Here is an 18,888-nt window from a genome sequence, read left to right as displayed (position 1 = left end):
TTCCATAAAGATTGTATATAATTTTTTAAAAAATTAATCTTATACATGGAAAAAAAAACAATAAACTTAATTGATAATATGATATAATATTCTATAAATTATATAATACAATAAAAAAAGCTAAGGAACAATTATTCGTATTAGAACTAATTATCTTACTATGATTGCTAAATTTTAGCGTAAAAATTACATATAATTTTAAATGAAAAGATAAATGAAAATGATCTTTGTGTTAACAAGCAATTTGTTTTACATTACCAATTCGTTAAATAATTTTAAAAATGTTTGATTAAGATCCGAAGAAAACCCGGGATGTGGTCTGGATGTTTGAATCATAGTACTTCTTTCAGAAGTTAGCCAACGAAATCTTTCTGCAATCCCCATAGCAGCTATGCCTCGTCCTGTAGAATCTCCTATACTAATTTTTTTAAATGCTTCCAACGCATTTATAATACAATCAATATCAAAAGTATTATCTTTACTAAAACATTTTATTTTCTCTTGATCAACTATATATTCGACTTTAATAAATTTAGCTTCTTTTGAAAACAAAATAATTCCCACATTTATAAATTCTTCTCTTTCAACTTTCGGCACCAATCGTATGACGGAATATTCATATAATCGTTTTTCTTGCATTATTTGCTTCTTTTATAAATAGTTGTGAATTATTTAATCTGTTAGAAAGGAATTCTAGATAAATATTTTTTATATCCTGTGTGGATTCTTCGGAACTTCTCCAATCTAACCAATCATCGGGTATTAAATTTACTATTTCACCGATTTTTTCTAAACTTATTAGTTCTTTGCACTGTTGATCAATTTCTTCGAGGTGCGAGGCAAAAGGTAATAACACATGGTTTTTAATTTCGGCAAAAGGTGTAACCGATAATCGTTCCCAGTTTATCCAAGAATGATGAAAATATAAGGAAGCTCCCATATCAATCAGCCATAATTCTTTATGCCAAATAAGCATATTCGTATTTTTAATCGTTCTGTCAATATTAGTTAAAAACGCATCTAACCATACAATTTTTGAGGCTAGATAGGAATCAACCTTTGTAACCACCGGATCATAAGTTAACGCTCCTGATAAAAAATGTAAACCTAAATTCAAACCTCTACTTGCTTTAAGTAAATCTTGTATTTCTTCATCAGCTTCCGTACGACCAAACGCTTCATCTAAGTTGATAAATACTATTTCAGGAATGTTCAATCCTAACAATCTCGCAATTTCCCCTCCAATTAACTCAGATATTAAAGCCTTAGTTCCGTGTCCTGCTCCCCTGAATTTAATTACATAATTAAACCCGTCATCAGCTTCTGCCAAGGCAGGTAAGGAACCTCCTTCTCTCAACGGGGTAATGTATCTTGTAACGTGTACGCTTCTCAGTTCCATAGTGAATGGGTTATCCTCGGTAAAGTTACATTTTTTTCTAACTATTAATTTTTATTAAAAATTAAATTTTCACTCAACATAAGTTTTTATCTTAGCTTAAACTCAAATTAAATCCGAATACCCTTCACCAAGCAAGTTAAAAATTTAATATACTTTGATTCATTTAAACTATTCAACTATAGATTTTCTTTAGTAAAAAGTATACATAAATCCATAAAGATTAATACATTTGTACAGACAATAAAAAGGAATTATACTTTTTTATTTTAAGAAAATACAAGATGGCAAGTAAAGAAGAAATTAAAAACTTTTTGAAGGAAATAGAGGTTGATGACTTAGTCAGGAATGTACAAATAATGGGTGATACCGTTATCATCGATATGCTTTCTCATTCACCTGCCCTACATGAAAAGAAAAGATTGGAAACAGCTATGCATACAGCTTTTGAACAAAAGCTTGGAAAAGATGTACAGCTTAAATTGAATATTTCAGTAGAAGTACCGGAAAAAAAGGATTCCAGAGGAAATGCTATTCCGGGTATTAAAAATATAATAGCAGTTGCTTCAGGAAAAGGCGGTGTTGGAAAATCTACCGTTGCATCCAACTTGGCAACAGCGTTAGTTAAAATGGGATTTAAAGTGGGCTTATTGGACGCTGATATATACGGACCTTCGGTTCCTACCATGTTTGATGTTACCAATGAAAAGCCTTTATCAGATAATAATAAAATTATACCTGTGGAAAGTTACGGAGTAAAGCTTCTTTCTTTAGGATTTTTTGCAGGAGCTAATCAGGCGGTTATTTGGAGGGGAGCTATGGCTTCCAAAGCGATCCACCAATTACTTCATGATGCCAATTGGGGCGAATTGGATTTCCTTCTTATAGACCTTCCTCCGGGAACTGGAGATATACATCTATCGATCGTACAGGAAGTTCCCGTAACCGGATCCGTAATCGTTAGTACACCGCAACATGTGGCCCTGACGGATGTAAAAAAGGGGGTTGCTATGTTCCAAATGCCGGAAATTAATGTACCTGTTCTTGGTTTAATTGAGAATATGGCTTATTTTACGCCAAAAGAATTACCGAATAATAAATATTATATTTTCGGAAAAAAAGGTGTTAAAAAATTAGCTGAATCTATGGACCTTCCTTTCCTCGGTGAAATTCCTATCATACAATCCATCAGAGAGGCTTCTGATTACGGAAGACCGGCCGTATTACAAGAAGATGAAATGGTATCCGGAATTTATATGAACTTGGCTAAAAATATGATAAGCAGCCTGGTTAAAAGAAATGAAGATTTACCACCTTCAGAAGCGGTAAGAATTACAACAATGGCGGGATGTTCCAACAATTAATTTTATTATTTTACATGCAAATGAATACATTAACAGACAGAATAAATCAAGCATTAGAAGAAATTCGTCCTTTTTTAATGTCCGATGGCGGCGATGTTAAACTTATTGAAATCAAAGATAATAAGGTTTTTGTAAGCTTTACCGGCGCATGCTCTGATTGTTCAATTAATCAAAGTACATTAAAATTAGGAATTGAATCAACTATAAAAAAACATGTACCCGAAATTGAAGAAGTAATAAGTATAAGCGAATAAAAAATTTAATCCTGCTCTTTTGTTATTTAATTTTTGGCAATAAGTTTGATAGAATTATGATATTTTAATCTATTTTTATATTAATTACTTTTATTTAATAAATGTTATGAGCTATAACTAATAACCAAAAATTTGGAATGAAAAAATTATTTACGATAGTCGCTACGTTCTTATTCTTTTTTATATTTATATCAGCGGATTATTCAACGCCCTCTCCTACTCAATTTAAAGACGGGGAATATTTAAAGTACAGGATTCATTATGGTTTTTTAAATGCCGGATATGCTACTTTTACCACAAATGTGGTAACTTATAATGAGAAAACTCATTATCATGTGGTTGGTAAAGGATATTCTACCGGTGCGGTAAAATTATTTTTTAAAGTGGAAGACCTATATGAAACTTATATAGATAAATCCACTATGCTTTCTTCTAAATTTATACGTAAAATTCGCGAAGGTTCCTATGTGAGAGATCAAACGATGGTCATAGATCATACGAATAAAAATATTACTTATACAAATAATAAATCCAATACTTCCAAAACCTATAATTATACGGGAGAAATGCACGATATGTTATCTGCATTTTATTATTTAAGAAATATGAATACCGATAATTATACAGCGGGCGATTATATTAATCTTAATATATTTATGGATGGTGAAACTCTAAATTTTAAACTTAAAATTTTGAATAGAGAAACAGTCTCTTCAAGTTTTGGAAAAGTAAAATGTTTAAAAATCAGACCCTATGTCCTTGCAGGAAGAGTTTTTAAAGAGAAAGAAAGTGTAACTATGTGGGTAACCGATGACTCAAATCATGTTCCAATTCAAATTAAAGCTGAATTAGCCGTTGGATCTTTAAAAGCCGATTTAAGTAGTTATAAAAATTTAGAAACTCCAATTAATTTTAGTAAATAATTAAGTTATCTGACAAAACGATATATTCCTTCTCCTTCCGTCCAACTGCTTCCCGATTTAATTAATTTAATGATTCTATTGGCTAATTTATCGCAATTGGATTGAAGAATGTGTATTTTCTTCGGTCTGCCTTCTTTACTTACAGTAAATCCAATAACTATCTTAACTTCTTTAGAATCGCATTTTTCTTTTTTAACCAACAGATTTTTATAGATATAGGTATTGAAATTGTCCCTTCCTATAGTGGGCTGAGATTCAAAACTTTTATGTATAATACCATAAGATTGTGAATCTCTTACTAAAGAATCGCCTGAATAGATTTGATCTGTTTCTTGATCAGTTTTGTTGAGTTTTTTTACCGGTTCAAGAGAGGAATCTCTATTCATTGTTTTCAAAGATAATAACGGTTCCTCAACTTTTTCTTGACTGAGTTCAGGGCTTATATCCCGGTGTGCAATAAATTTATTTTCAAAGGTATCGGTATCTTCTTCGATTGATTCCGGTTCTATATTTCGAATAAATTCTTTAGGATCAATTTTTTGTTTCAATGTATGATTAGATACTATAGTCAAAGGTTTACTTTTATTTTGTGATTTTACTTTGAAAGTATCGGAAAAATCCTTCTTTTCATTGTTTGAACTATTGTTGTATTCATTGATTGCAAAGGGAATATTCGTATTCTTGTCGTTACTTCCTGATTTTTCATAAGCGATTAAATTTCTTTCCTTTCTTTGACAGTTTGTTAATTTATATAGTATACTTATACTGACTAGAAGAACTAATCCGGCAGCTACGACATAAATTGGAAATATATTCTTTCGAGGATTCGTTTTATCTAAAATTTTTCTTTCGAGCTTTTTAATATCCTTATTTGGGTCTCCTTGAACTTCATCATAACCCTCTAAAGCTTCTCTTAAAAAGTCATCCTTCATGGATTGCCTTTCAATATCTCTAGCATCTTTACCTCTTTTTTTGCCTCCTATATAGTTAAGTAATTTTTTCATTTAAGGTTTTTTTCTAAGCAAAGCTTTAAATTTCTTTTACCGTTCTGTATATAACTTTTAACACTTTTCAAGCTGTATTGAGTAGCATCACAAATATCCCTATACGATTTATCTTTGAAAAAAAACATTTCAATGGATGTCTTTTGAGGTTGAGGTAGCCTGGATATACAATCGTCTAACATTTGATATTTTTTATCATCATTATTTTCATCCAATAAGTCCCAAACATCCTCAGATTGCACATTTTCCATAGCATGATCTATATTTATTTCTATACCTTCTCTTCTTAATTGTTGTAAACAATAATTTTTGGAAACTGTATATAACCATGATCTGAAATAATCTATTTTATAATTTAAAATTTTAGGAAGTAAATTTTCAAACAGTTGCATTACTGCATCTTGGGCTTTATGTTCATCTTTTAAATATTTAAGGCAAAGTCCATATTGTAAAGGAATATACCTGCTATATAATACACCAAAATATTCGATATCTTGAGTTTCCCTATATTTATCTAAAAGCTCTTGGTCTTTGTATGTCTTAAGTTCTAAACGATCTTTCAAAAATCCTCGAATAAATAATATTTAACGCTAAAATACAAATTAATTAGCCTGACAAAATTTTCAAAATATATAATTTTCAGAATTATTGTAAATAACTGAGAAAAATCTTAGTTTTTCCGAGCTTTATCATTCGTTTACTAATTATCTTTAGTAAATTGCAGAAAATTTTGACGTAATGAAAAAATTGTCAGTAGTATCTTATTTGTTTATATCTATTTTATTGGGTGGTGGTCTTGTATCATGCAAAAATGAAGAAAAATCCAAACAATTACCAGATACTTCCCTTTCAAAAAAAGATGAAACAAACCGTTCTGGAAATTCTTTGAACGCGGAATCATCTTTACCGAGTAATGATACTAATAAAAAAGAAAAAAGTAGTCCAGAAATTATAACCGGTATCTATCAAGATGCGGATAGCCTTTATCATCTTAGATATATTCTTGAAAAAGGTAAAACCTATTCTTTTAATTCCAGAGAAATTAATAAGCAAACAGTAACTTTTAGAGATAAAAGTCAATCTGTTTCGCAAGAATCCATAGATCCAATAAGCTTTACGGTATTAGATATCAAAAATGATATATATACCTTACAAGTATCCATGGGGGGCAAAAAAGTTATTACTAAAGCGGATGGTAAAGTAGTAGTATTTGATACCAACGGTAAGAAACCGGAAAATCCCGATCAAGCAAAATTGTGGAAAATATACAGAGCAATCAGCAATGTTACTTTTACATTAACGATGGATATTTACGGAAATGCTTCAAACATAAAGGGTATGGACGCCATTTATGAAAAAGCAAAATCAACCTTAAAATCCGAATTGAAAGGAAAAGAACTGGAAGATTTTATTAATGCTTTTAAATTGGGTCTGAATCCTGAAACTTTTAAAGCACAATTTGAAGGTTCCATTATGAAATTTCCATCTAAAGGATTAAAAATTGGAGAGAAATGGAATTCTCATCCGGAATTGAAAGACCAAGGGTATAATCAGTTAGTAAAAGTGGGTGACAGTTTAACTGAAGTTCGTATTCAGGGAACTTTACCGTCTAAAACAGATTCTAAAGTGATAGAAGGGATAACTTATAAATTGTCTGTAAAGGGAACTCAAAGTGGAAAAATTATCATAAATAATAAATCCGGTTGGATTTCCAATGCCAATTTTACTATGACTATTACGGAAACCAAATCAGCCAGTAAAGGTGATGAAACTGAAAAGGTGGTGCAGAAATCTGTAAATAACACGTATATTAATTGATAGGTTACTAATTAATTTATATATTTATCGATGGGAAGATTAATTGAATTTATATTTTTTGCCACAGTTGCTTATTTTGTTTTTAATATTTTAAATAAAATTTTCTCGGGTACTCGTGCAAAAAAGAAATATTCCAGGTCCAAGCCCCATCAATTTAATAACCAAAGAAAAAATTCTTCTCCGAATAAGGGTATTAAATGGGATGCAGAAACAGTTGATTACGAAGAAGTAGAAACTAAAGACAATGAAAAAAAATAGTTATTTTTTGCCGGTTGTAGGATGTTTGCTTTTTTTTGTCATCCTCTCCTTTATGTATTTTAGTCCATTATTATCAGGGAAATATATTTCTCAACCTGATATCATTCATTATAAAGGCGGCGCGCATGAATTAGAAGAGTATCGATCTATTCATGGAGAAGACACTTATTGGAGCAATTCCATGTTTGGGGGAATGCCCACCTACCAAATGGGAGCTAATTATCCTTCAGATATAATTAAAAGTATCGATCGTTTATTAAGAACTTTTCCTACTCCCGCCAGTTATTTATTTTTGTTGTTATCCGGTTTTTACTTGTTAGGTATGGTATGGTTAAAAAATTGGAAATATGCTTTGCTGGGAAGTATTATGTTCTCTTTTTCAACCTATTTTTTTATCATAATTGGAGCCGGTCATAATGCTAAAATTCATACGATAGCCTATTTTGCGCCATTTATTGCAGGTGTATATTTACTGTATCAAAAAAAATATGTTACCGGATTTATTCTTACCACTTTATTCTTATCGTTACAAATTGCAGCCAATCATCCACAAATGACCTATTATCTGTTTTTAGCTTTAGGAATTTTTGGTTTGATTGAACTTATTCACAGCTTTAAAACGAAAACTTTAAAAACTTTTGGTATTTCTTCTGGTTTTTTTCTTCTGGCCATTTTACTGGCGCTGGGAATGAATTCTACCCGTTTACTATCAACCTATGAATATTCAAAGGAAACTACGCGAGGAAAGTCAGAATTAACTATAAGTAAAAATAACGTTTCCTCTAATCAGGGTTTAGATACAGATTATATTACTCATTGGAGCTACGGCATTTTAGAGACGGCAAATTTATTTGTTCCTAATTTTATGGGGGGTGGCAACAATGAAAAAGGATTTAAAACCTCTAATCTTGAATCATCTTTACAGGAAAATATTAGATCACAGGAAGAATATACTCAATTTCAACGTGCTTTTAATGGCTCTTATTGGGGAGAGCAACCGGGTACCGTAGGCCCTGCTTATCAAGGATCTGTAGTAATATTTTTAGCATTTTTAGCTTTATTTTACTATAAAGGCAGATATAAATGGTGGTTGGTTGCAGCAACCGTTCTAAGTTTCTTTTTAGCTTGGGGTAAAAATTTTGGGATTTTTACTGATTTTATGATTCAGCATTTCCCATTATATAATAAATTTCGAGCTGTTTCTTCCGCTCTCGTGATTGCTGAATTTACTATTCCTTTATTAGCTTTATTGGGTACGTATTCATATTTTATGGATGAATCTCTTACCCAAGTTTATAAAACTAAAATTTTATATATAAGTTCCGGTTTTATATTGGTTATTTTATTACTTCTGTATGTATTAGGATTACAAATATTTAGCTTCCATACTTCTTTAGAAGGTAATGCTATAAAATCTGAAATACTTGAAGCTATTAGAAAAGATCGTTTTGCCCTTTTCCAATCAGATATTTTACGAACTTTTTTCTTCGTTTTAGTTTGTTCTGTACTTCTTTGGGCAGCGCAAATTAAGTCCTTTAAATCAAGTTATGCGGTTTTAGCTATTGCCGCATTATCTTTAGTTGATTTATGGGGAGTGGATAAACGTTATTTAAATGATGATAATTTTGTGGACAAACAATTTTATAAAAATCCTTTTCCTACTCAAGTAACAGAAAGTCAATTAGAAAAAGCCCAAACCGATCCAACCTTAGCTCGTATTGTCAATGCAGCACCTATTAACCAGGCATTAGATATAATTAAACAAAACGATCATGCTCATTACAGAGTATTCAATTTGTTATTAAGTCCATTTAATGAAACTAATACCTCTTATTTTCATCAATCGATTGGTGGATATCATGGAGCTAAATTAAGGAGATATCAAGATTTAATAGATTTTTATTTATCGGACAGCTTAAATTTACCTATACTTGATATGCTAAATACCAAGTACATCATCACTGCCGATTCTATAATCAGACCTATTCCTAATCCTAATAATAATGGAAATGCTTGGTTTGTAAGTGAAATTGTTTTTGCCAACAATGCCGATGAGGAATTATTAGCATTGGGAAAGATTGATAACAAAAGAAAAGCAGTCATAAATTCAAAATATAAAAAAGACCTTACTATTCAATCTTCTTCTGATAGTTTGTCTTCTATAGAATTAAAAGAATATTTACCGAATAATTTAACCTATGTTTCTAATAGTAAAGAGGAAAAATTAGGAGTTTTTTCGGAAATTTATTATCCACATGGTTGGAAGGCTTCAATCGATGGAAAAGAAGTTCCTATTTATAGAGCCGATTATACGTTACGTGCCTTAAAAATACCTGCAGGAAAACATACTATAAATTTTTCCTTTAATCCTCCCGTAATTCAAAAAGGAAAATATATAACTCTGGGCACTTGTCTTCTTTTTGTAATCATAAGCAGTACATTATTGATATATGACTACAAAAAAAGATGTAAATCCTCTGAGATTTCAAAATCTTTGTAAGACATGTGTAAAAAGGTTTTGATCATTTCCTATTATTGGCCTCCGGCCGGAGGCCCAGGGGTACAAAGATGGTTAAAATTTACAAAATATCTGCCGGAATTCGGTATTGAACCTCATGTTTATATTCCCGAAAATCCCTCCTATCCTATTTTAGACCCAAGCTTGGTTGATGAAATAAATCCTAAAATAAAAATTATCAAAAAACCTATATGGGAACCGTACCGTTTAGCTGAGACACTCACCAAGAAAAATAAAGATTTTAAAGCCGGTCAATTTGAAACTTCTAAAAAACAAGGCATTTTATCCAGGGTTTCCGTATTCATAAGAGGAAATTTTTTTATTCCCGATGCTCGTATGTTTTGGATTAAACCATCGATTAAGTTTCTTGAAAAATATATGGATGAATACGATATAGATACTTTAGTAACAACCGGACCTCCTCATAGTATGCATTTAATAGGATTAGGATTAAAACAAATAAAAAAAGACAAAATCAAATGGATCGCCGATTTTAGAGATCCTTGGACTCAAATTTCCTATTACTCTCAACTAAAACTAACTCAAAGATCAGATCAAAAACATAAGGAAATGGAAAAAAAAGTTTTTCAAAATGCCGATCTGATTCTTTCGACCAGTTATACAGATAAAGAAAATTTTAAAAAATTAGGAGCTAAAAATGTTGAATGTATTACTAATGGTTTTGATTCAGAAGTAAATAGAGCAGATGAACCAACTTCTGTATTCACCATCTCGTATGTTGGAATGCTCGAGACGCTACGAAATCCCACTAATTTATGGAAAGTATTAGCGGAATTAATTTTAGAGAATCCAACATTTGCCTCTCAATTCCGTTTAAAATTTGTGGGAAAAATTTCTGATTCGATTATAGAAGAGTTAAATAATTCAGCTTTAAAAAATAATTGGATCAATATAGGCTATTTACCCCATGTTGAATCGATTAAAGAAATGATTAATTCTAATTTATTGCTATTAACCAATTTTAATAATGAAAAATCCAAAGGTATCATTCCGGGTAAATTATTTGAATATTTAGCTACAGGTAAAACCATTTTATCTATAGGACCACAAAATGCTGATGTTGAGAAAATTTTAATTGAAACCGAATCCGGTAAACATTTTACTTATAACGATCACGATCATCTAAAACAATTCATTTTAACTGAATTTAAAAGTTGGAAAAGCAATACTGCGCATGTTCCCTCAGCAAAAATTTCCAATTTTCATAGAAAATTTCTGACTGAAAAATTAATTAAATATTTATAGAAATTAACTCAAATAATAATTACATTTTCTGCATTACAAAAATTTGAGAATGAAAAAAATTATTATTAAATGATATATAATTTTTTATACATATAAAATATTTATAATTAACAAGTTGTACTATCATTATTAATTAAAATTAATAAATAATCTAATCTTCTTTATTGCCTTAATTGCTTGATTAATAATAAAAATGTAGTCAAAAATAGTTTTAAAAATTCATAATTTATAGTATATAATTTTATATATTACATAAAAAATTTGCTTTCTTATCAAAATAAATAGTATCTATTTTATACTTAAGTATTATTTTTTGATTTAATTCTATTTGTTGTTATTTTACAATTTATAATAAATACTTTAATTTTTTAATTTAAATAAGACAAAATTTCATTATAGTATATGGACCAACGCAAACTTACTTTTAAACAAGGCTTATATATACTAAAAATTATGATAAAATATAATTTTATAAACCAATACTCTTGTAATTCATAGATTTAGCCTATAATTATTAGTAAAAAACAAATTTTTCTCAATAGTTGTTTACTATTAATTTCAATTTAAGTTTATTCAAATCTTATAATATAATAATGTATATATCAAACAATATTATGCTATTAGTAAATTAATAAATATTTTTTTTTTACATATATTTATTTTAATTACTTAAATATTTTAATAATTAAAAAAATATTTAAGTATTAATATTATAAAAATTTATAAATTAGCGCCATTATTATTAAAATTGTTTATAAATTAAATTATATGTTTATAACTAATTGTTTTGATATAAAATAAAAATATTTTTTTAACCAGTATTGAAATAAAGTTGTCTTTAAATGATAAAAAAACTCTATAATTTTATAAGATCAAGGTCCCATCTCTCCTATTACATACTTTTATTTACAAAAAATTGGATAAATCCATTTTTAACAATTTATATAAATTTTAAATTTTTACCTTTTAATCAAGCTATCAAATTTCCCATATATATTTATAGCAAAACAAAGTTTTTATCGTTTAAAGGAAAAATAATTTTAAATGTTAAAGAGGTTAAAAAAGGAATGATTAAAATTGGTCAATCCAATGATTCTCCTTGTTCCAGTGGAGGAGGCACAGAAATAACTAACCATTCAATAATTAAATTCAACGGTAAAGCTGATATTGGATGTGGTTGTAAAATTCTAGTTTATAATAAGGGAGAAATAGTGTTTGGAAAAAATTTTCGTATGAATAATCAAAATTTTATCGGATGTTGTAACAATATAACTTTTGGAGAATTTGTTAATATAGCTCATCAGACACAAATATTTGATACAGATTTCCATTATTTATTTAATTTAAAGTCTAAGAGTACGAAAAATAATAATATGCCTGTATACATAGGTAGCTATAGTTGGATTGGTAATCGTGTAACTATAATGAAAGGAACTAAAATACCTGATTATTCTATAATTGCATCCAATACATTATTAAATAAAAAATATGATACCCAAGAAGGATCAATTTTAGCAGGTATTCCCGCTAAGATATCTAAAGAAAATTATCTCCGAATAAGAAATAATAGTATGGAAAGTAAATTATCTAAATATTTTGAGCAAAATGAAAATACGGAATATAAATTTCCTATAAATATAGATGTTATGAAGTTAACTAAATATTAAAAAAATCGAAATATATAGACTTTAAAAATTTGTTATTTATACGGATACGGAGTAAATTGAATTATGTATAATTTATATAAAAATAAGCTAAAAAATCATATTGATAATATAAGGTTAAAGTGAATTTTATAAATTTTTTCATAAAAATGAAATATACAAATATTACATTTTTAATTACATAAATAAATTATATGCACTTTAAATTGTTAAATTAATAAAAATTTGCTAGGACTCTGTATTATTCCCATTAATAGGGTATTATTTAAAATCAATATATTTAAAAGAGTATAAAAGATTATACTCTTTTTTTTTATTTTTCGCATATAATACAGTAAAAATAAAATGTGTTTAAATTAAAATATTTAAATTCATATACTATTTTTTATATTAAGGAATTAAGAGATATAAGAAGATAACTCAACATTTTTAAAATGTACATTATTACGATCATCTTTCCTTTTTGCATATACTCTATTCCCTAGAGATGCGACTAAAACGATATAACCAATTAACTTTCTAAGTTAATCATTTACAACCATTTATAATAAAATAAATTTAAAAAAAATATTCTTTTTTTATTTCCTAAAAATTCATTCTAAACCTCAGTAAAAAGTTGGGTATAAAATTGGGTATACAGTTGGGTATACAAAAAACATTATAATATATACCGATGGCATATATATAATTCTAATTATCTATAAAAAATATAACTAAGAAGTAATAATAATATATATATATTCCACGCTAAAAAAAATATTTTACCTACAATGAATTGATTATCAATTGATTGAGATAAGATATAATTTTTTGCGTGGATATATATAAAAATTGGTAATAAGGTTAAAAAATAATTAAAATCTATTTCGTTAAAGCATAAATTATAATTAAAATAAGTAGTAGATTTCTAGTAAAGATTCTTCATATATTATTTATTAATTATTTAAATTTTTGTCTAAATACTTTTTGCAAAGTATTTTAAAATCTATCAAATTAGATTTATTATATTTTTTGATATAATATTCATTATCGTATGCGAAATTTTTTAAATAATCAAAATATATCTGTAATAATTCCAATATTATATCTTTATTTTTATATAACCAATTAAATTTTTTTTCAGAAATAGTGCCCTTTTTATTTAAATAAGTAATTATTCTTATAAGCGTATTTTCGTCCATTATTAATAGTAGTGTAAAGTTTTTTTGTTTTTTTGTAAAACTATAAATGTACGAATATACAGGATAAATGAAACGATATTTATATATAGCTACCTAAAATTTATCTTTTTAAAATATATATTTTAATATTATTTATTCGTTATAAACTAAGTATTAATTTTTTTTTCCAATTGTTTTATCTCTTGTTTGAGCTCTTCAATTTCTTCTCTATAAAATTCATTTAGTTCGATTAATATTTTTATTTTTTTTTCGGCTACATTAAGTTTTTTTTGCATCCTTATAGCATCTATAAGTGCAATGTCAGATAAATCATCATTACTCTTTAACATTTCGCCGTCACCGGTTAAAAGCCATACAGGATTTATATCTAAACAATTGTCTAATATTTTATTAAGTACGCCTTCTCCTAAATCAGATTCTCTTTTCAATTGAGTACCTATATACCCGTTAGACAAATTATTTTTTTTCTCAAAAGAACTATTATTAAGTCCTTTATAATCAATGTATTGCTTGATTCTATGTATAGCTTTCATAATAAATATTAAAATATTGTCTAAATATTTTGTTTTATTAGACTATTGTTTATATATTTGTAAAAACATGTACACAAAGTTATGGAAAGAAGTAAGAATGTTAACAAAAACGCACAAAAAATACAATATGGAGATTTTGTAACCCTATCGGAAATGTTAGGTTGTACCAGTCAGGCAGCACGTATGAGGTATGAAAGAGGAGATTTAAATGCAAAAGAAGCTCTGGATATTATTATAGAAACTCGAAAAAAAATTATCCAAGAATACCACTTAAAAAATCCTACAAAAAAAAATTCAACTATTTTAAAAACAAATTAATGAATCAAAAATAGTCTAAGAAAATATGCATCAGTATATTAAAAACTCGTCTAAATAACTAACGCAGAATAAGAATACTATTTTTTATCAATACAAATGGAAGTTTATGAATTCTATAATAATAAATGGGGAGTCTTATCCAATTGGTTGTTTGGAAAATCCGGTTTACTCAAACAAAGTACCTATAAACAATTAACACAAAGAAACCATTTAATTCTTTTACGAAAAGGAGGAAATGGAAGAAAGGCGTTAGTTGAATTTGACAGTATGAGATCCGACATTAAAAAATCGGTATTAGAATTAGCCGGAGATCCTTATACTATAGGAAAAAAATACACTTTCTTAGAATGCATAGAAAAAGACGAAAAAGCGGAAAAATTTTTCAATGAATACCTATTGGAAAATGGTCAATCCTTGCCTGAAAACAGAAAAAAAGAATATACCTGCAATGCATCCCTGCTAAATACTATTTCAAAAATTATAAATCAAACCCTGATGCGCCGTCGTGTCTTGGGAGGCAGTCAAAAAAAAATGTGGGAAAATATTGCGGAAATTGTAAAAAATCTCGATAAAAACAAATGGCCGCATTCTTTACCGGAAAATTATCGCCGTTTACGAGAACGATTAAAAGTATATCAAACCCATGGATATCAAATCTTAATACATAAAAACTATTGCCATACCCACAGTCAAAAACTAACAGAAAATTCCAAACTCTGGCTGTTAGCCAAATGGAGTAATCAAGTCCAAAGAACAGTCTGCATATCACAATTACATCAAGAATATAACCTTTATGCCCTGAGCGAAGGATTAAAAACAGTTGAAGAAAAAACCATATACAATTTTATATATGATGAAGAAATAATGCCCCTGTGGTATGGACACAAATTTGGTGAACTTAAATACAAAGAAAAATATAATTACCAACAAAAAACTAAATTACCAACACTACGAGATTCACTCTGGTATAGCGACGGAACCAAATTAAACTTCTTTTACCTAACTGAGGAGGGCAAAATGGAAACCATTTCTGTTTATGAAGTTATGGATGCATACAGCGAGGTTTTGCTTGGATATCATATCAGTAAAGAAGAAAACTATCAAGCCCAATATTCAGCATATCGGATGGCCATACAATTTTCAGGACATAAACCCTATCAAATAGGTTTTGATAATCAAGGAGGACATAAAAAACTTGAAACGGAAAATTTTTTAAATAAAATAGCCCATTTGTCCATAAAAACCGAGCCATACAACGGAAAATCCAAAACCATTGAAAATGCATTTTATCGTCTGCAAAATCAACATCTTGCTCGTTATTGGTTCTTTACAGGACAAAATATCCAAGCTAAAAAAGAAATTTCTAAAGCTAATATGGAATTCATCTTAGCTAACAAAAGCAATCTCCCTTCCCTTACCGAAATAAAAGAAATTTATAAAAAAATACGAGAAGAATGGAATCTTTCTCCCCATCCGTTCAGCGGTAAATCCCGACTTCAAACATATTTAGACAGCGAAAATGAAAAAGCGCCTAAAATAGAAATGTGGGATATGGTCAATTTCTTTTGGGTAGAAAGAAAACAGCCTGTAAAATGGTCTTCCTTCGGATTTTCTTTTAAGGAAAAAAAAGTAACCTACGACTATTTTGTTTATCGAGAAGATGGTATGCCCGATTTAGATTTTCACGAAAAAGCCGTGAATCAATCATTCTTTGTCAAATATGATCCGGAAGATATGAGCATGATTTATTTATATCAGAAAGATCCACAAGGACAATTACGATTTGTAAGAGAAGCCGTTTTAAAAACCGAAATACACCGAGGAAAACAAGAACAAGAACAATTCGAAGCAGAATGGATTAAAAAGGTCAAAAAAGAAAATAAAAATAAGCGTATCCAACGAAGAAACGAAATGGATGAGATCCTTAAAAGTTTTAACATGGACGCGGAATCCTATGGATTGATTAAACCCAATCTGAAAGGGTTGGAAAATTCCAAAATTGGAAGAAAAAGCAAAAAAGTGATGCATGAAGATGTTGGAAGTTGGCAGAAAAAAGAAAGTTTACAAACCGTAGAAGATATAAGAGAACTTTATTAAAAAACAAAAATGCCCCCCTTAGGGGACTAAAAGCCAAACAAAAATATGGATAATGAAGAAAAAATACAAACGGTTCAAAAAATTCAAGCCTATGTTAAACAACTGGGAAGTGAAACAGAAGCCGCCAATAACTTGAAACTAAGTAAGGATCAACTCACTCAGATACTCAAAGGAGAAAAGCCGGTTATCAAAGACAACGTATGGAAATCTATCAATGCACAACTAAAAATTCACGAAAAAAGTTGGAAAGTAGTAGAAACAACGAATTTTAAAAATCTTCGTACCCTGTTTCAAGATGCAGTTGACGACTCACAAGTATTTGCCGTAATAAACTTTGCCGGTAGCGGTAAAACCGAAACAGCAAAAGCATTTGTTGAAAATACACCCAATACCTATCTCTTACAATGCAATGAATATTGGAATCGGAAATACTTTTTAGCTGAATTATTAAACGTCTTGGGACGAGATTCCGGTGGACTGACCGTTGCCGAGATGATGTCTGAAGCAGTACGGATTTTAAAAAAAAATAAAAAGCCCGGTATAATCCTGGATGAAGCAGATAAATTAAGCGATCAAGTCCTTTACTTTTTCATTTCCCTCTATAATCAATTAGAAGATCATTGCGCCATTATCTTAATGGCAACCGATCATTTGGAAAAAAGAATCAAAAGAGGTTTAAAATTAAACAAAAAAGGATATAAAGAAATTTTCAGCCGAATTGGCAGGAGATTTATAGAATTTGGAGGAATCACGGCATCAGATGTCGCTTCCATTTGCATAGCAAACGGAATTGAAAATAAAAGCCGTATTAAAGAAATATGGCAAGATAGTGAAGGAGATTTGCGCAGAGTGAAAAGAAAAATATATGCCTTAAAAAAAATAAACAAAGAAATTAAATGAAACGAGCTATATCCATTCATGAAATTTATACCAAAAAAAGAAAAGTATTACCATTTGATGGAATATGGGAAGCACATATAGGTAAACCGGAATTAAAAGGCAGTTGGATTATTTGGGGAAATTCAGGAAACGGAAAAACCGGATATGCCATACAATTAGCCAAATATCTCTCAAAGTTTGGCAGAGTGGCTTATAACGGATTAGAAGAAGGAAACAGCGAATCTTTTGCAGAAGCCTGCAAAAGAAATAATATGGACAAATGCCGAGGAAGATTTGTACTGATTGAAGACAGCATCGAAGAATTAGACCATCGCTTAAACTTGCACAAATCGCCGGACATAATATTCATTGACAGTTTACAATATTCAGGAATCAATTATACCTCGTATAAAGAATTGATTAAAAAATACTCAAACAAATTATTTATATGGATTTCACATGCCGAAGGTCGCAATCCGGAAGGACGAATTGCAAAAAAAGTACGATACGATGCCTTTGTTAAAATTTATGTTGAAGGCTATACAGCAAATGCCGTAAGTAGATACGGGGGAAAAGAAAGTTATATAATTTGGCAAGAAGGTGCCGACCAATACAATCTAACCATTAGATGAAAATCAATCAGTTAGAAAAAAAAGTTAATTGTTAAACTTTCACCCCATGAATAACAATAAAAATGGACTCCCAAAAACTTGGTAAAACTAACCCGAAATAAACATTTATGACAGTAAAAGAACTAAAAGAAAAAATCAAAGATTTGCCTGACGATATGGAAGTAATTCTAGAGCAAACCAAAGAAGAGTTTAAATATGGTCTATTAAACACAATTAAAGTAAATGAAGAATTATTTATAGATCCTTTTTTCCGGGTTACCCTGATGACTGATGAATCTATTATTTTATCTGATGAATAAACAACTATGAAACCAACCCATACACAAATTAATTTTTGCCGACTTACAAAAACTTCACAAGAAGACTATCAAACCAATCTGTTTGAAACGGGATGCGAATTTGCCGAAAACTTGGGATATACCTGTCCTCAAAAATATAAAGAAGAATACATACAAATATTACTTTCTCTTCCCCAATATTGGAAGTGGTGGTCAACCCAATGGAATATCCGAACACAAGAAGCATTCGGAGTAGTCGGAATATCAGAAAATGAAACCCATATAAATTCACTTGAAACAGATGCCCTCAACGAAGCATTTGCCTCGGCGCACAGCTTATCAAGCTATCAACATATTTACCCTAATAATTTAGTAATGAAAGCCTTAAAAGAAAAAATACAAACACATGAAACCACTACCCTTAAATCAAATACCTCTAAAGGAATGGAGCGAAACCGAATTAGAAGATCACGTGTATCGGTTGAGCTGTGAATTAGATAAATAT

The 18,888-nt window shown here is 29.3% G+C and carries 19 protein-coding genes; 14 read left to right on the top strand and 5 right to left on the bottom strand.

Translation table 11 applies throughout. The features are described 5' to 3' along the window. Positions 1-249 precede the first annotated feature (249 nt). Positions 250-639 carry a DUF3037 domain-containing protein gene (locus GYM73_RS04230; RefSeq protein ID WP_220234240.1) on the bottom strand — a complete coding sequence of 130 codons (390 nt, stop codon included), beginning with the start codon at positions 637-639 and terminating at the stop codon, positions 250-252. Beyond that, positions 617-1,399 carry a HipA family kinase gene (locus tag GYM73_RS04225; protein WP_166006445.1) on the bottom strand — a complete coding sequence of 261 codons (783 nt, stop codon included), beginning with the start codon at positions 1,397-1,399 and terminating at the stop codon, positions 617-619. The genes GYM73_RS04230 and GYM73_RS04225 overlap by 23 nt, the downstream gene beginning before the upstream one ends. A 281-nt stretch (positions 1,400-1,680) precedes the next feature. Between GYM73_RS04225 and GYM73_RS04220 the strand changes: the two genes are divergently transcribed. The 3 genes from GYM73_RS04220 (at position 1,681) to GYM73_RS04210 (ending at position 3,937) form a co-directional block, all read left to right on the top strand. Continuing rightward, the gene (locus tag GYM73_RS04220) at positions 1,681-2,760 is read left to right on the top strand and encodes an Mrp/NBP35 family ATP-binding protein (RefSeq protein ID WP_220234239.1); all 1,080 of its coding nucleotides are present in this window, start codon (positions 1,681-1,683) and stop codon (positions 2,758-2,760) included. Between the two features lie 14 nt (positions 2,761-2,774). Next, positions 2,775-3,014: a NifU family protein gene (locus GYM73_RS04215; protein ID WP_105298136.1), complete on the top strand. Its 240-nt coding sequence runs from the start codon at positions 2,775-2,777 to the stop codon at positions 3,012-3,014. A 137-nt stretch (positions 3,015-3,151) separates the two neighbouring features. Next, entirely contained in the window at positions 3,152-3,937 is a 786-nt protein-coding gene (locus GYM73_RS04210) for a DUF3108 domain-containing protein (protein WP_220234238.1), read from the top strand. A gap of 5 nt (positions 3,938-3,942) precedes the next feature. Here GYM73_RS04210 and GYM73_RS04205 read toward each other — a convergent pair whose 3' ends face one another. Beyond that, positions 3,943-4,941 carry a hypothetical protein gene (locus GYM73_RS04205; RefSeq protein ID WP_220234237.1) on the bottom strand — a complete coding sequence of 333 codons (999 nt, stop codon included), beginning with the start codon at positions 4,939-4,941 and terminating at the stop codon, positions 3,943-3,945. Next, a complete protein-coding gene (locus GYM73_RS04200) occupies positions 4,938-5,504 on the bottom strand; it encodes an RNA polymerase sigma factor (RefSeq protein WP_220234236.1) in 567 nt (188 codons plus the stop codon). Before GYM73_RS04200 ends, GYM73_RS04205 begins: the two co-directional genes overlap by 4 nt. 175 nt (positions 5,505-5,679) lie before the next feature. On the opposite strand from GYM73_RS04200, the gene GYM73_RS04195 reads away from it, so the two are divergent. From GYM73_RS04195 to GYM73_RS04175, 5 genes are all read left to right on the top strand, one after another. Then, positions 5,680-6,759: a DUF6263 family protein gene (locus GYM73_RS04195; protein WP_220234235.1), complete on the top strand. Its 1,080-nt coding sequence runs from the start codon at positions 5,680-5,682 to the stop codon at positions 6,757-6,759. A 30-nt stretch (positions 6,760-6,789) separates the two neighbouring features. Next, entirely contained in the window at positions 6,790-7,017 is a 228-nt protein-coding gene (locus GYM73_RS04190; protein WP_166006457.1) for a hypothetical protein, read from the top strand. Next, positions 7,004-9,517, top strand: coding sequence for a YfhO family protein (locus GYM73_RS04185; protein WP_220234234.1), 2,514 nt, complete (start codon positions 7,004-7,006; stop codon positions 9,515-9,517). Before GYM73_RS04190 ends, GYM73_RS04185 begins: the two co-directional genes overlap by 14 nt. A gap of 3 nt (positions 9,518-9,520) precedes the next feature. Continuing rightward, on the top strand, positions 9,521-10,801 hold the full coding sequence (locus tag GYM73_RS04180; RefSeq protein ID WP_220234233.1) for a glycosyl transferase family 1: 1,281 nt from the start codon (positions 9,521-9,523) through the stop codon (positions 10,799-10,801). Between the two features lie 1,067 nt (positions 10,802-11,868). Next, positions 11,869-12,468, top strand: coding sequence for an acyltransferase (locus tag GYM73_RS04175; protein ID WP_160542209.1), 600 nt, complete (start codon positions 11,869-11,871; stop codon positions 12,466-12,468). 1,324 nt (positions 12,469-13,792) lie between these two features. Here GYM73_RS04175 and GYM73_RS04170 read toward each other — a convergent pair. Next, positions 13,793-14,179: a hypothetical protein gene (locus tag GYM73_RS04170; protein WP_220234232.1), complete on the bottom strand. Its 387-nt coding sequence runs from the start codon at positions 14,177-14,179 to the stop codon at positions 13,793-13,795. 81 nt (positions 14,180-14,260) lie between these two features. Between GYM73_RS04170 and GYM73_RS04165 the strand changes: the two genes are divergently transcribed. The 6 genes from GYM73_RS04165 to GYM73_RS04140 all read left to right on the top strand — a co-directional run bounded on the left by GYM73_RS04165 (position 14,261) and on the right by GYM73_RS04140 (position 18,875). Further along, positions 14,261-14,497, top strand: coding sequence for a hypothetical protein (locus tag GYM73_RS04165; protein ID WP_160567349.1), 237 nt, complete (start codon positions 14,261-14,263; stop codon positions 14,495-14,497). A gap of 96 nt (positions 14,498-14,593) precedes the next feature. Continuing rightward, the gene (locus tag GYM73_RS04160; RefSeq protein ID WP_220234231.1) at positions 14,594-16,594 is read left to right on the top strand and encodes a hypothetical protein; all 2,001 of its coding nucleotides are present in this window, start codon (positions 14,594-14,596) and stop codon (positions 16,592-16,594) included. 45 nt (positions 16,595-16,639) lie between these two features. Beyond that, a complete protein-coding gene (locus GYM73_RS04155) occupies positions 16,640-17,494 on the top strand; it encodes an AAA family ATPase (protein ID WP_166003534.1) in 855 nt (284 codons plus the stop codon). Beyond that, positions 17,491-18,105 (top strand): hypothetical protein, encoded by a 615-nt coding sequence (locus GYM73_RS04150; RefSeq protein WP_160542212.1) that lies wholly within the window; start codon positions 17,491-17,493, stop codon positions 18,103-18,105. Before GYM73_RS04155 ends, GYM73_RS04150 begins: the two co-directional genes overlap by 4 nt. Before the next feature lie 107 nt (positions 18,106-18,212). Further along, positions 18,213-18,404, top strand: coding sequence for a hypothetical protein (locus GYM73_RS04145; RefSeq protein WP_220234230.1), 192 nt, complete (start codon positions 18,213-18,215; stop codon positions 18,402-18,404). 6 nt (positions 18,405-18,410) lie between these two features. Further along, positions 18,411-18,875, top strand: coding sequence for a hypothetical protein (locus GYM73_RS04140; RefSeq protein ID WP_105297467.1), 465 nt, complete (start codon positions 18,411-18,413; stop codon positions 18,873-18,875). The last annotated feature ends 13 nt before the right edge of the window (positions 18,876-18,888 follow it).

Origin of the sequence: Apibacter sp. ESL0432, assembly GCF_019469225.1 — a bacterium.
GTDB lineage: Bacteria > Bacteroidota > Bacteroidia > Flavobacteriales > Weeksellaceae > Apibacter.
The sequence above is the reverse complement of the archived record's forward strand: the minus strand, read 5'-3'. Positions and strand labels throughout refer to the sequence as shown.